The sequence below is a fragment of the Corynebacterium nasorum genome, assembly GCF_030229765.1.
Taxonomy (GTDB): domain Bacteria; phylum Actinomycetota; class Actinomycetes; order Mycobacteriales; family Mycobacteriaceae; genus Corynebacterium; species Corynebacterium kefirresidentii.
In genome coordinates, this window is record NZ_JASPGY010000007.1 from 43,869 (window position 1) to 56,425 (window position 12,557).

Below are 12,557 nucleotides of genomic sequence, written 5' to 3' on the forward strand. Positions count from 1 at the left end.
CATACCTCCCTTAGTGGTTTTTATCACTCAAGCTAAGCGGTGGGGGTAAAAGAATATAAGTATTCTAAGCAGGGCATTTCTAAGCCGGTGGAAACCCCAAAAGGCACGGTTCTATGCTGCGGTAGGTTAACTAAAGGTTAACCAAAGAAAACGTTAAAGAAAAGCAATTGTCTATGGTTCGGGGCTGGAGTATTCTGCATTTCGTCCGCGACGCGTGAAGGCGCCGTAGATACGTACCGTGTTCATCTTTTTCTTTCCAAGGGGCCAACGCTGTGACAGCGACTCTGATCATCCTCGGCATTGTGGTGGTTACCGCCCTTGCCTTTGACTTTACGAACGGATTTCATGACACTGCCAACGCGATGGCTACGTCCATTGCCACCGGTGCTTTGAAGCCATTTACTGCGGTGGCAATCTCCGCAGTCCTTAACCTGGTTGGTGCCTTCCTTTCGGTCAATGTTGCTGCGACCGTAGCGAAAGGCATTGTTAACCTCGATTCATATGATTTGTCCGGCGCCGCAGCAGACACTGACGGCCAGGCGCTGCTGATGGTGGTCTTTACTGGCCTTATCGGCGGCATTATTTGGAACCTTTTTACTTGGTTGCTGGGCATGCCATCGAGTTCTTCCCACGCGCTGTTTGGCGGCCTTATTGGTGCCGCCTTCGCCGCCATGGGTACGGCTGGCGTTGAGTGGTCTTCTATCGCTGGCAAGATCGTTATCCCGGCCGTTGCCTCGCCGATTATTGCGGCCCTAGTTTCCGCGTGTGCCACCTTCCTTATCTACTGGGTTACCAACACCATTCCGAATAAGGCTAAGAACGAGCACTTCCGCCATGGCCAGATTGTCACCGCTTGCTTGGTGTCGCTGGCACACGGTGCTGGCGATGCGCAGAAGACCATGGGCGTTATCTTCCTGGCGCTGGTTGCTTCCGGGCATGCGGTTGCTGACTCCCGCATCCCTACCTGGGTTATCGTCTGCTGTGCCGTAGCAATCGCAGCCGGCACCATGTCCGGTGGCTGGCGCGTTATCCGCACCCTGGGTAAGGGACTGGTGGAGATTGAGTCCCCGCAGGGTATGGCCGCTGAAGCTACCTCCGCGGCAATCATTTTGACCTCCGCTACCGGTGGTATGGCGCTGTCCACCACTCACGTGTCCACCGGTTCCATCTTGGGTACCGGCCTGGGACGTCGCGGTGCCGAGGTTCGCTGGGGTGTTGCGATGCGTATGGTTTCCGCGTGGCTTATCACCCTGCCCTGCGCTGCGTTTGTTGGCTTTGCTACGTGGTGGTTGGCACACGGTGTCTCCTCCTTTACTAACGTGGCAACTGGCGCCATCGTTGACTTTGTCTTGCTGCTGGCCATGGCCGGACTTATCGTCATCCGCTCCCGCATGAACCCAGTGGATGCCTCCAACGTGAACAACGATTGGGATCCAAACTCCGAGTCCGTGGATTCCTCGATGGGAGCTGAGTCCAACCGTCAGGAGCCGGTTGCTGCCGGCGCCGCCCCAGTTGCTGCAACCCAGGCGGAGGACACCTCCGCGCCGTCTACTGCTCAAGAGGAGCGCTAAACCATGACTGCTGCAGAAATCTTCCAGTCTCTTCTCCATGTTGCCGGCCTGGCATTGGTATTTGGCGCTGGCATTCCGCTCCTTTTCTCCCTGGGTATGCGTTGTATGACCGGTGACCCCATTCGTGATGACAACGGTGTTGTCGTAGGGGATACTCCGGCAAGCACTCAGATGAAGGTGCTTGGTTGGACCGTTTACGCAGTGCTAGCCGTAGTTATCCTCGTGGCCATCATGTGGATTGCTCGCGATACGCTGGACCATTACTTCGGCTTCGCGCCGTTCGGTGACCTCTAAGTTATTCCTCCCTTCCTGAGGGGGAAGTCAACCTTCCAAGTGATGCGTGGCACATTCTCCGAAAGTTAACAAAAGGTTAACTTTAAGCGACCTATGGGTTGCCTAACGGGGCTGTGTCACGTATATTCTTCTGTATCAGACAGAGAGAAAGCCACATGGAGGTGTGAGAAATGAACAAGATGCGTTCTTTGATGGACGGCATTGCTGATGCGTTCAAGGGCTCCACCACTGGTACCGGCCTGGACACCATTTCGGAAGCTCCGGTCCGTGCTTTGGTGGCAGAAACCCTGCTTGACGCTGATAAGACTCCTGCTACGACTAAAGACGTAGCAGAAGCGCTAGAAGCCGTCACCGGTCATGCACCGGATGAAGTTGAGATGCTCGACGCAGAACTCTTCCTGCTCGACTTCGACTGGCTGCAGTAAGCAGCTACTGAATGAAATCCCCACGAGGCCCCTTGCCGCATACTGTGCAGCAAGGGGCCTCGTGCTTTGCCGGACTCGGTGGACTTCGGTAAGCGCGGCTAATCGCGCGGCGGCAAGATGGCCTCCGGGGTTTCGGGCAGGAGTTGGCCGCCATCAATAATTAGGGTCTGGCCGGTAATAAAGCCTGCCTCTTCTGAGGCAAGGAAAGCCGCCGCATTGCCGATATCGCGTGGAGTGCCGAGACGATGCAATGGCACCGATCGCGTCATCTGATCGAGATACTCTTGGCCTTGGGCCTTGAGACCGTCAGTGAGGATATTGCCGGGAAGAACACTGTTGATGGTGATGCCATCGCGAGCGACTTCGAGCGCAGCTGAGCGCATAAATCCTTGTTGGGTGGATTTGAGGCGCCGTAGTGGGCCCAGCCAGGAAAGCCCGTGTGCGAGCCGGTGATGGACGTGGTAATTACGATGCGTCCATAGCGGCGTTCCTGGAGGTAGGGGAGTGCTTCCTGGACCACCTTAAAGGTGCCGTGGGTATTGATGGCAAACATGGCCTCCCACTGCTCATCGGTCATTTCTGCTAATGGGCAATTGGGAAAGACGCCGGCATTGGAACAGACGATGTCGAACCCGCCATGCGTGGCAACAACATGGCGGTACATTTCCTGTACAGAAGTACGGTCGGTGACATCCACATGAATCGCACTGGCACCTAGCTCTTTTGCGGTAGCGGTGGCGTGCTCTAGATTGACATCGGCAATGATGACAGAGGCGCCGGCCTCGCTAAGTGAAGCGGCAATGCCGCGGCCAATGCCGGAAGCACCGCCGGTGACAACGGCTACGTGGTCTGTGAGATCGAACATAATTCTCCTGTTCCTAACGGGGCGGAATGAAGGTCGTTTCACCTTTTAGCTTAGGTCGCAGGAGCAAGGAAAGTCGGGGAAATTCGCCACGCGGAAGGGAATGAATGAAGGGCCTGTCGGGTTGATTTACTAAGGTAGAAATAGATGAAGATTAAGCCGCTCGGAAGGGTAGAATCATCCTTCCATTTGTGGATAGCGGTACGAAAAGCGAGTGTGAAAGAACTTAATGGCACGTATGCAAGAAAGCGCTGACCTGCTCAAGTGCTCCTTTTGTGGCAAGAGTCAGAAACAGGTGAAAAAACTCATCGCCGGCGGCGGTGTCTACATCTGTGACGAGTGCATCGAGCTATGCAATGAAATCATCGAAGAGGAACTGGGCCAAGAACAGGCGCAGGAATCCTCCGACGCGGAGGTGCGCCTGCCTCGGCCCTCGCAGATTTCTGCCTTCCTGGATAAATACGTCATTGGCCAAGACAAAGCCAAGCGCGTGCTATCTGTGGCGGTCTACAACCACTACAAGCGCATCAAGGCGGAAGAGTCTGCCGCGTTGGAAGCACGGCGCAAAAAGGCCGAGGGCGATGAGGTGGAGATCTCTAAGTCCAATATCTTGATGTTGGGACCTACTGGTTCCGGAAAGACCTACTTGGCACAGACCTTGGCCCGGCTTCTCGACGTCCCCTTTGCCATCGCCGATGCCACTAGCCTCACCGAGGCCGGCTACGTGGGTGAAGACGTGGAAAATATCCTGTTAAAGCTGCTGCAAGCCGCAGACTTTGATGTGGAGCGTGCCCAGCGCGGCATCATTTACGTCGACGAAGTGGACAAGATTTCCCGCAAGTCCGAGAATCCGTCCATCACCCGCGATGTCTCCGGTGAGGGTGTTCAGCAGGCCTTGCTGAAGATCCTGGAAGGTACCGTGGCGGCCATTCCACCGCAGGGTGGGCGCAAGCACCCGAATCAGGAGTTCATCCAGCTAGACACCTCGAATATCTTGTTCATCGTTGCCGGCGCATTCGCTGGGCTCGACCAGGTTATTGCGGATCGAGTGGGCAAAAAGGGCGTGGGCTTTGGCGCCAACTTGGATACCAAGGATGAGCGCGAAAAGGTCGACCTCTTTTCCCAGGTACGCCCTGAGGACCTTGTGAAGTTTGGCCTGATTCCAGAATTCATCGGGCGCCTGCCCGTCGTGGCCACGGTGGATAACTTGGACCGTGAATCCTTGGTCAAAGTGCTTACCGAGCCAAAGAACTCCTTGGTCAAGCAGTACAGTCGCCTATTTGAGATGGATGACTGCGAATTGGAATTCGAGCCGGCGGCGTTGGATGCCATCGCAGAGCTTGCCTTGGAGCGTAAGACAGGTGCACGTGGCCTGCGCGCCATCATGGAAGAGCTGCTGGTGCCAGTTATGTATGATCTGCCGGACCGCGAGGATATCGCCGCGGTACATATCACCCCAGAGTGCGTGACAGAGGGCGCGGAGCCGCAGTTTAGCTATAAGGACGAGGCGAAGGAATCTGCCTAAGCGCCTGCCGGCGCGACTACTCCTCGCTGTAAATATCCTGTGGTGAGGCCTCGTCTCCCTCTTTCGTATCGAACGAGGATGAGGTGAGGTAGGACTCGTGGCCCGAGTCCGGAATATTGGCGGTCAAAAACGCCAGCACAGCATCGACGGTAAGCCTATGCATACCATCGATATTTTCTTGGGTATTGAAGTTCACGCCCAGCATGTTTTCCACCATCACCTGGTTGGTTACGCGGTAGACGGTCAACGAGGAAATCAGGGTGAAAATGTCATTGGCGGAAATACCTGGGCGGAAAGCACCGGCGTCTTGGCCCAAGAGCAGCAGGCGGTCGAGGTGGAGGGCGACTCCGGCGACGTCGGCAATAGCTTGCTGAGCTGGATCCACAATCTGCTGATTGCTCTCCCATACCAGCATGCGAATAGCATCCGGGTTGGCCACGCGTTCGCGGAAGAGCCAATCCACCAACTTGCGCACGCCCTCGACCGGAACCGCGGTATCGATTTCCAGAGCGTCCTGCGGCGGATTAAGGCGCTGCGCGGCCGTGCTGAGTGCACGTAGGTACAAGCCCTTTTTATCGCCAAAGTGGTAGTGGATCATGCGCTTGGACATGCCCGATTCTTGGGCGATGGTCTCCAGCTTGGTTTCTGCGAAACCACTGCGGGAAAAGTGCTTGATCGCTACGTCCACCACGGAGTCAATGCTGACGGATTCCGCGTGGGCAGCGTGAGGAGAATCCGCCTGGCCTGCATCCTGCAGTGCATCAGTATTCTCAGTGCTCATGGCGTAAGTCCTTAATCCTTGCGGCGCAGCGGTGGCGCGGTCAACTGATATCTAATAGTGCGGGAGTAGATAGGCCCCATGCAATCTGTGTGCGTGGCGTGGGGGAGAGCCCCGCTTTTCCTTTTCCCATCATGCCCGATTAGACACCCGTTGCGGGAGCTTCTTACCCATTGGGGGCGTTAATTTGGAGGTAAATGGGGGTAATTTAGCGCAACCTCAGCGAATATCCCCTCCAAAAGAGGGGGCCAGATTCACAGCGCGAGAGGCGGCGGTGGGGCTAAGCTCGGGGATGGGTACATTCCGTGGCGGTGCGAGCAGCCTGGCTCGCGTGTGCCGCCCTTGACGCAGCCATTGAGGAGGCTTTTAACCATGACTCAGCCCGTCAAAATCACTGTCACCGGTGCCGCTGGCAATATCGCTTATTCGCTGCTGTGGCGCATCGCTGCCGGCGATGTTTATGGCAAGGACACCCCGGTAGATCTGGCGCTGCTGGAAATCCCCGCCGCGGTGGGCAAGGCTCAGGGCGTGGCCATGGAGCTCAATGACTCCGCCCTGCCGTTGGTCAACTCGATTACGGTAACTGATGACCTAAAGGAGGCCTTTGAAAACACCTCTGCTGCCTTCCTCGTAGGCGCGCGCCCGCGCAGCAAGGGTATGGAGCGTGCGGATCTGCTGGAAGCCAATGGTGCCATCTTCACCAAGCAAGGCAAGGCCATCAATGACTATGCCGCGCGCGATGTCCGCGTGCTTGTGGTGGGCAACCCAGCAAATACCAATGCTCTCATCGCTGCGAAAAATGCCCCGGATGTGGACGATTCTCAGTTCAATGCTCTGATGCGCTTGGACCACAACCGCACCTTGAGCCAGCTAGCGCTGAAAAGCAGCAAGTCCACCAATGATTTCACCAAGGTGGCAGTCTGGGGCAATCACTCTGCAAGCCAGTTCCCGGACATCACCTTTTCCAATGCCGAGGTGGACCAGGATTGGTACCGCGAAGAGATGATCCCCAAGGTAGCGAAGCGCGGTGCCGAGATTATTGAGGTGCGTGGCAGCTCCTCGGCCGCATCGGCGGCGTCGGCAGCTGTGGACCACATGCATGACTGGATTCATGGCACTGAGGATTGGCGCACCGCGGCGGTGCCCTCGGACGGTTCCTACGGCGTCGACAAGGGCCTTATCTGTGGATTCCCCACCATCTGCCGTGATGGAAAGTGGGAAATCGTGCAGGGCCTGGAGCTCAGCGAGTTCCAAAAGGAGCGCATTGCAGCGTCTGTGGCTGAGCTGCGTGAGGAGCGCGAAGCCGTAGCAGACCTGCTCTAAAACCCACTCGGTGCGCACCACATGCTCGGTGCGCACCCTGCCTAGATGAGCCGGTTGACGTGCAAGGTAGAATCGGCCAGGTGACTGAGCAAAATAATGAGCAATTAGTTGGTACCAACCGCGCTGATGCGCTGCCTAAGTCTTGGGAGCCGCAGGCCGTAGAAAAGGACCTCTATGAGGGCTGGGTAGAAAAGGGCTACTTCACCCCGGATGCACATTCGGAGGCCGAGCCTTACTCGATCGTGCTGCCGCCGCCGAATGTGACCGGTCAGCTGCATATGGGCCACGCTTTGGACCACACGCTGATTGATTCCATTATCCGACGCAAGCGTATGCAGGGCTATGCCACGCTGTGGTTGCCAGGCGCCGATCACGCCGGCATTGCTACCCAGACCAAGGTCGAGGCCAAGCTCAAGGAAACCGAGGGCAAAAAGCGCTGGGACTACGAGCGCGAAGAGTTCATTGACAAGGTCTGGGAGTGGAAAGAACAGTACGGTGGCACCATCCAGAACCAGATGCGTGCCATTGGTGACTCCGTAGATTGGTCTCGCGAGCGTTTCACCTTGGACGATGGCCTCTCGCGCGCTGTGCAGACCATTTTTAAGAACCTTTATGATGAGGGCATGATTTACCAGGCTAACCGTCTGGTCAACTGGTCGCCGGTGCTGGAGACCGCCGTCTCTGATATCGAGGTTGTCTACAAGGACGTCGAGGGCGAGCTGGTTTCCATTCGCTATGGCTCGCTTAATGATGATGAACCGCACCTCATCGTGGCCACCACCCGTGTAGAGACCATGCTGGGTGACGTTGCCATTGCCGTTCACCCAGACGATGAGCGCTATGCTGATCTTGTGGGCAAGGAGCTGCCGCACCCATTCCGCGATGACCTCAAGCTCAAGATCATCGCTGACGATTACGTCGATATGGAGTTTGGTACCGGCGCGGTGAAAATCACCCCGGCACACGATCCGAATGACTACGCGATGGGCACCCGCCACAACTTGGACATGCCTACCGTCATGGATACCACTGGCCACATTGCCAATACTGGCACCCGCTTCGACGGCCTGACCCGCGAAGAAGCCCGTGTGGAAATCCGCGAGGCGCTGCGTGAGCAGGGCCGTATTGTCAAGGAAATCCGTCCTTATGTTCACTCCGTGGGACACTCCGAGCGCTCTGGGGAACCCATCGAGCCGCGCCTGTCCCTGCAGTGGTTCGTAGACGTATCAAAGATGGCCAAGGACTCTGGTGCTGCTGTGCGCGAGGGAGATACCACCTTACATCCGCAGTCGCTGGAGCCGCGCTACTTTGAGTGGGTCGATGATATGCACGATTGGTGCATCTCTCGGCAGCTGTGGTGGGGTCACCGCATTCCTATTTGGTACGGGCCGGAAGGCGAAGATGGCCAGCGAGACATCGTCTGCGTCGGCCCCGATGAAGAGCCCCCAGCAGGCTACGAGCAGGATCCTGATGTGCTGGATACGTGGTTCTCCTCCGCGCTGTGGCCATTTTCCACCCTCGGCTGGCCGGAAAAGACCCCGGATCTGGAGAAGTTCTATCCTACCAACGTGCTGGTCACCGCCTATGACATTTTGTTCTTCTGGGTAGCCCGCATGATGATGTTCGGTACTTTCGCTGGCGCTCATACCCCAGAGCTTTTGGGGGAGGGCACCGATGGTCGACCGCAGGTTCCATTTAAGGATCTTTACCTGCACGGCTTGGTTCGCGATGAGCAGGGCCGCAAGATGTCTAAGTCTTTGGGCAACGGCATTGACCCGATGGATTGGGTGCGTGACTACGGCGCAGACGCCCTGCGCTTTACCCTTGCTCGCGGTGCCAACCCGGGTGTGGACCTGCCTTTGGGCTCTGATGCTGCAGCGGCCGCCCGTAACTTCGCCACCAAGCTTTTCAACGCCACCAAGTTTGCCCTCATGAATGGCGCCGGCGTAGCAACGTTGCCCAACCGCGACGAGCTTAGCGACGCCGACCGGTGGATCCTCGACCGCGCCGAAGAGGTCCGCGCCAAGGTGGATGCATACCTGGATGATTACCAGTTCGCTAAGGCAAACGAGCTGCTCTACCACTTCACTTGGGACGAGCTGTGTGACTGGTACCTGGAGATTGCAAAGACCCAGATCCCGCGGGATGGTGTCAGTGAACAGGGCCGCAATACCCAGATTGTCCTGGGACGCGTCCTAGACGTTGTCCTGCGCCTGCTGCACCCAACCATGCCTTTCGTGACCGAGGTGCTTTGGAAGGCTTTGACCGGCGGCGAGTCTATCGTCGTGGCACCGTGGCCCACCGTTGCCGATACCAATGGTGGCGCTACCAAGGATGAGGTGGCCGCCCGTCGCATTGCAGACGCGGATAAGCTCATTACCGAGCTGCGCCGCTTCCGCTCTGACCAGGGTGTCAAGCCTTCTCAGAAGGTCCCGGGCCGCCTCGACTTTGCCGCTGCTGACTTGTCGAACCAGGAAGAGCTGGTGCGCAACCTGGCTAATACCACCGCTCCGGCCGAAGACTTCGATCCTTCCGCCTCCATTGAGGTACGCCTTTCCCAGGCCACCGTGGAGGTCACCCTAGATACCCACGGCGCTGTAGACGTGGAGGCTGAGCGCAAGCGCCTAGAGAAGGACTTGGCCAAAGCCAATAAGGAATTGGAGCAAACCGGCAAGAAGCTTGGCAATGAGAACTTCCTGTCCAAGGCGCCGGAAGAAGTGGTTAATAAAATTAAGCAGCGCCAGCAGATCGCTCGCGAAGAGGTTGAACGCATTACCAGCCGTTTGGAAGGCCTGAAGTAGTGGCGGAAAAGGACAAGGGCACAGAGGATTTTGAGATCGTCGATGCCCTCAAAGAAGGAACCGACGGCGGTCCGGTGGAAATCACCGAGTCCGGCCTGACGCTCAATCTGGGCATGGGCGGCGAGGATGAGTACAACGAGGCCGCCCCACAGGAGGTTTCCGCCGCGGAGCTACGCGCCCTCGCGGAGGTTGAAGAAGAACTCAATGAGCGGTGGCCCGAAACCAAGATTGAGCCTTCCCTCGATCGCATCGAGCTGCTTATGGATCTGCTCGGTCACCCGGAGCGTTCTTTTGATGTCATCCACATCGCTGGCACCAATGGTAAGTCCTCTACCGCACGCATGGTTGATTCGCTCCTGCGTGCCTTCCACCGCCGAGTGGGCTTGGTAACTAGCCCACACCTGCAGCGCGTTACTGAGCGCATCGGCATCGATGGCCAGCCCATTCACCCGCGCGATTATGTGCGTATTTGGCACGAGATCAAGCCGTTTGTGGAAATGGTCGATGCCCAATCGGACGTGCCTATGTCTAAGTTCGAGGTCCTTGTCGGCCTGTCCTATGCTGCGTTTGCCGACGCCCCCGTAGATGTCGCTGTCGTCGAAGTCGGACTCGGCGGACGTTGGGACGCCACCAATGTGGTCACTGCAGACGTCTCCGTCATCACCCCAGTGGGCATGGACCATACGGATTATTTGGGCGATACGATCACCGAAATCGCAGGTGAAAAAGCTGGCATTATTAAGCCGCGCGAGGATGCCGATGATCCGTTGACCCCGAATGAAAATATTGTGGTTATCGCGGAGCAGGACCCAGAAGCCATGCGCGTCATCTTGCAGCAGGCCGTCGATGTCGAGGCGGGCGTGGCCCGCTCCGGTTCCGAATTTGCGGCCCTCGAATCCCGCATTGCCGTTGGCGGCCAGCAGGTGAATATCCAAGGCCTCGGCGGCCTGTATGAGGACATTTTCCTTCCCCTCCATGGCGAGCACCAAGCCAAGAACGCTGCCGTGGCCCTTGCAGCAGTAGAGGCCTTCTTTGGTGCTTCGGCCGGCCACCCATTGGACGTTGCTACCGTGCGTAATGGCTTCGCCCAGGCCATTTCGCCCGGCCGCCTCGAGCGCGTACGTACCTCGCCCACGACGTTTATTGATGCCGCGCATAACCCCCACGGTGCCAAGGCTTTAGGCGCAGCGTTGGACCGCGATTTCGACTTCGCCCGTCTCATCGGTGTGTTGTCCATCTTTGCGGATAAGGACGCAACCGGCATTCTCACCGCGTTGGAGCCGTATCTGACTGAGGTTGTCATCACCCAAAATTCCTCGCCGCGCGCCCTCGATGCCTACGACTTGGCAGAGACCGCCCGCGATATATACGGCGAAGAGCGCGTCCACGTTGCCGAGGATCTTCCCGGCGCTTATGCCCAGGCCGTTGAACTTGCCGAAGACGCCGAGGTCCAGTCCGGCTCCGGCATCATCATCACCGGCTCGGTCGTCACCGCTGGTGATGCCCGCGCGATGTTTGGAAAGGAACCTGCATGAGCCGCGACAATCACCACCCAGGCGGAGAGCGCCAACCCCGCCCGCCCCGCAGCAGCCGTGCCCGCGGCCGCGAGGAACATATCCCTGAAAGCGAGATCGGACCCCTAGGCATGGGCCAAGCCCCAGTCAAGGACCCACTTAAAAGCTTCAACGGGATGGTCATTGCCAGCTCCCTGACCATGGAGGCGCTCGCCCTATCCTTCGCACTGCCGATGCTGTACAAGCTGTATGACGGCACCCTGTGGACGCCTTTTAACTATTGCTTTGTCCTTGCCGCCATTGTCTTTCACCTAGTGATGATCGCGTTCATGAATAAGAAGTGGGCGCTAACCGTCATCGTGTGGGTGCAGCTGCTGTGCGTCATCTTGGGCTTTATGGTCCACTGGGCCGTAGCCGCCATCTTCATCATCTTCGGCTTGGAGTGGCTCCTGGCCGTTTACCTGCGCAGTAACCTCATCGCCCGCATGAAGCGTGGCTACCTCACCACGCAGCACCTCAACGAGAAATAGCACGGTAGCCTTGACGGCCTTCGGCGAGTGGCCAAGACGCGATAGACTGGCGGCCATGCGCACTCTCTATCTCGTCCTTGCCGCACTCGCTTGTGTTGCCGCGGTGGTAGCCCGTGCCGCTACGGGAACGCCGTGGCTACCGCTAGTCGCCCTCATTATTGGCGGCGTTTTTCTGGTTTTGGCCCTGCGGAGCAACTTCGAACCGGCCAAAGAAGCCACCTTCGAGGATTTGGATAAGGAACAGCGAGCGGAGCTGCAACGCCTGTTGGCTAATGGACAGTTTGGCGCCGCAGTAGGCCAGGTACGCCTGTGGTTCAGGGGGACTTCGCAGGGGCGCGCCGAAGAGATAGTTAAACAACTCGCATAGCCCTGGACCCCCACACTTTTACCCCAAAGGAATACCCCAGCGCGCGACGCAGTCGGGTGGTTTCGGTACAGTGTGGGGCATGACTGAACGTACACTGATTCTCATCAAGCCGGACGGCGTAAAGAACGGCCACGTAGGCGAAATCATCTCCCGAATCGAGCGCAAGGGCCTGAAGCTGGCCGAACTCGATCTGCGCGTTGCTGACCGCGAGACCGCGGAGAAGCACTACGAGGAGCACAAGGATAAGCCATTCTTCGGTGACCTCGTCGAGTTCATCACCTCCGCACCGCTTATCGCTGGTGTTGTCGAGGGCGAGCGTGCCATCGAGGCATGGCGTCAGCTGGCCGGTGGCACCGACCCAGTTTCCAAGGCCACCCCGGGCACCATCCGCGGCGACTTCGCTCTGACCGTTGGCGAGAACATCGTGCACGGCTCTGACTCCCCAGAGTCCGCAGAGCGCGAAATCGCTATCTGGTTCCCGAACCTTTAAAGCCTTTATAGCGTTTCGTACGCACTTAAGCCCGAGCCACCGGCTCGGGCTTTATTCATAGCGTCACCTGGTCCCTC

11 protein-coding genes and 1 pseudogene are annotated in these 12,557 nt (G+C 57.8%); 10 read left to right on the plus strand and 2 right to left on the minus strand.

From position 1 onward, the window contains the following. Positions 1–272 precede the first annotated feature (272 nt). From QP904_RS08260 to QP904_RS08270, 3 genes are all read left to right on the plus strand, one after another. A complete protein-coding gene (locus QP904_RS08260; protein ID WP_239207921.1) occupies positions 273–1,571 on the plus strand; it encodes an inorganic phosphate transporter in 1,299 nt (432 codons plus the stop codon). Between the two features lie 3 nt (positions 1,572–1,574). Then, positions 1,575–1,865 (plus strand): hypothetical protein, encoded by a 291-nt coding sequence (locus QP904_RS08265; protein WP_023020922.1) that lies wholly within the window; start codon positions 1,575–1,577, stop codon positions 1,863–1,865. 170 nt (positions 1,866–2,035) lie between these two features. Next, a complete protein-coding gene (locus QP904_RS08270) occupies positions 2,036–2,290 on the plus strand; it encodes a hypothetical protein (RefSeq protein ID WP_023020923.1) in 255 nt (84 codons plus the stop codon). 98 nt (positions 2,291–2,388) lie between these two features. On the opposite strand, the pseudogene fabG reads toward QP904_RS08270, so the two are convergent. Next, positions 2,389–3,155, minus strand: a pseudogene (gene fabG, locus QP904_RS08275) (3-oxoacyl-ACP reductase FabG). Between the two features lie 226 nt (positions 3,156–3,381). On the opposite strand from fabG, the gene clpX reads away from it, so the two are divergent. Next, positions 3,382–4,677 (plus strand): ATP-dependent Clp protease ATP-binding subunit ClpX, encoded by a 1,296-nt coding sequence (clpX, locus tag QP904_RS08280; RefSeq protein ID WP_023020925.1) that lies wholly within the window; start codon positions 3,382–3,384, stop codon positions 4,675–4,677. Positions 4,678–4,693: 16 nt separating this feature from the next. On the opposite strand, the gene QP904_RS08285 is transcribed toward clpX, so the two are convergent. Next, positions 4,694–5,458, minus strand: coding sequence for a TetR/AcrR family transcriptional regulator (locus QP904_RS08285; protein WP_239204995.1), 765 nt, complete (start codon positions 5,456–5,458; stop codon positions 4,694–4,696). Between the two features lie 369 nt (positions 5,459–5,827). Between QP904_RS08285 and QP904_RS08290 the strand changes: the two genes are divergently transcribed. From QP904_RS08290 to ndk, 6 genes are all read left to right on the plus strand, one after another. Continuing rightward, complete coding sequence (locus tag QP904_RS08290) at positions 5,828–6,778, plus strand: malate dehydrogenase (RefSeq protein WP_239207920.1); 951 nt, start codon at positions 5,828–5,830, stop codon at positions 6,776–6,778. A gap of 80 nt (positions 6,779–6,858) precedes the next feature. Continuing rightward, positions 6,859–9,579 carry a valine--tRNA ligase gene (locus QP904_RS08295; protein ID WP_239204999.1) on the plus strand — a complete coding sequence of 907 codons (2,721 nt, stop codon included), beginning with the start codon at positions 6,859–6,861 and terminating at the stop codon, positions 9,577–9,579. Beyond that, positions 9,579–11,114 (plus strand): bifunctional tetrahydrofolate synthase/dihydrofolate synthase, encoded by a 1,536-nt coding sequence (gene folC, locus QP904_RS08300; RefSeq protein ID WP_023020929.1) that lies wholly within the window; start codon positions 9,579–9,581, stop codon positions 11,112–11,114. The genes QP904_RS08295 and folC overlap by 1 nt, the downstream gene beginning before the upstream one ends. After that, positions 11,111–11,623, plus strand: a complete 513-nt coding sequence (locus tag QP904_RS08305) for a DUF4233 domain-containing protein (protein ID WP_023020930.1) — start codon at positions 11,111–11,113, stop codon at positions 11,621–11,623. The genes folC and QP904_RS08305 overlap by 4 nt, the downstream gene beginning before the upstream one ends. Positions 11,624–11,678: 55 nt before the next feature. Beyond that, positions 11,679–11,990 (plus strand): hypothetical protein, encoded by a 312-nt coding sequence (locus tag QP904_RS08310; protein WP_023020931.1) that lies wholly within the window; start codon positions 11,679–11,681, stop codon positions 11,988–11,990. 79 nt (positions 11,991–12,069) lie between these two features. After that, positions 12,070–12,480: a nucleoside-diphosphate kinase gene (gene ndk, locus QP904_RS08315; protein ID WP_005324068.1), complete on the plus strand. Its 411-nt coding sequence runs from the start codon at positions 12,070–12,072 to the stop codon at positions 12,478–12,480. The last annotated feature ends 77 nt before the right edge of the window (positions 12,481–12,557 follow it).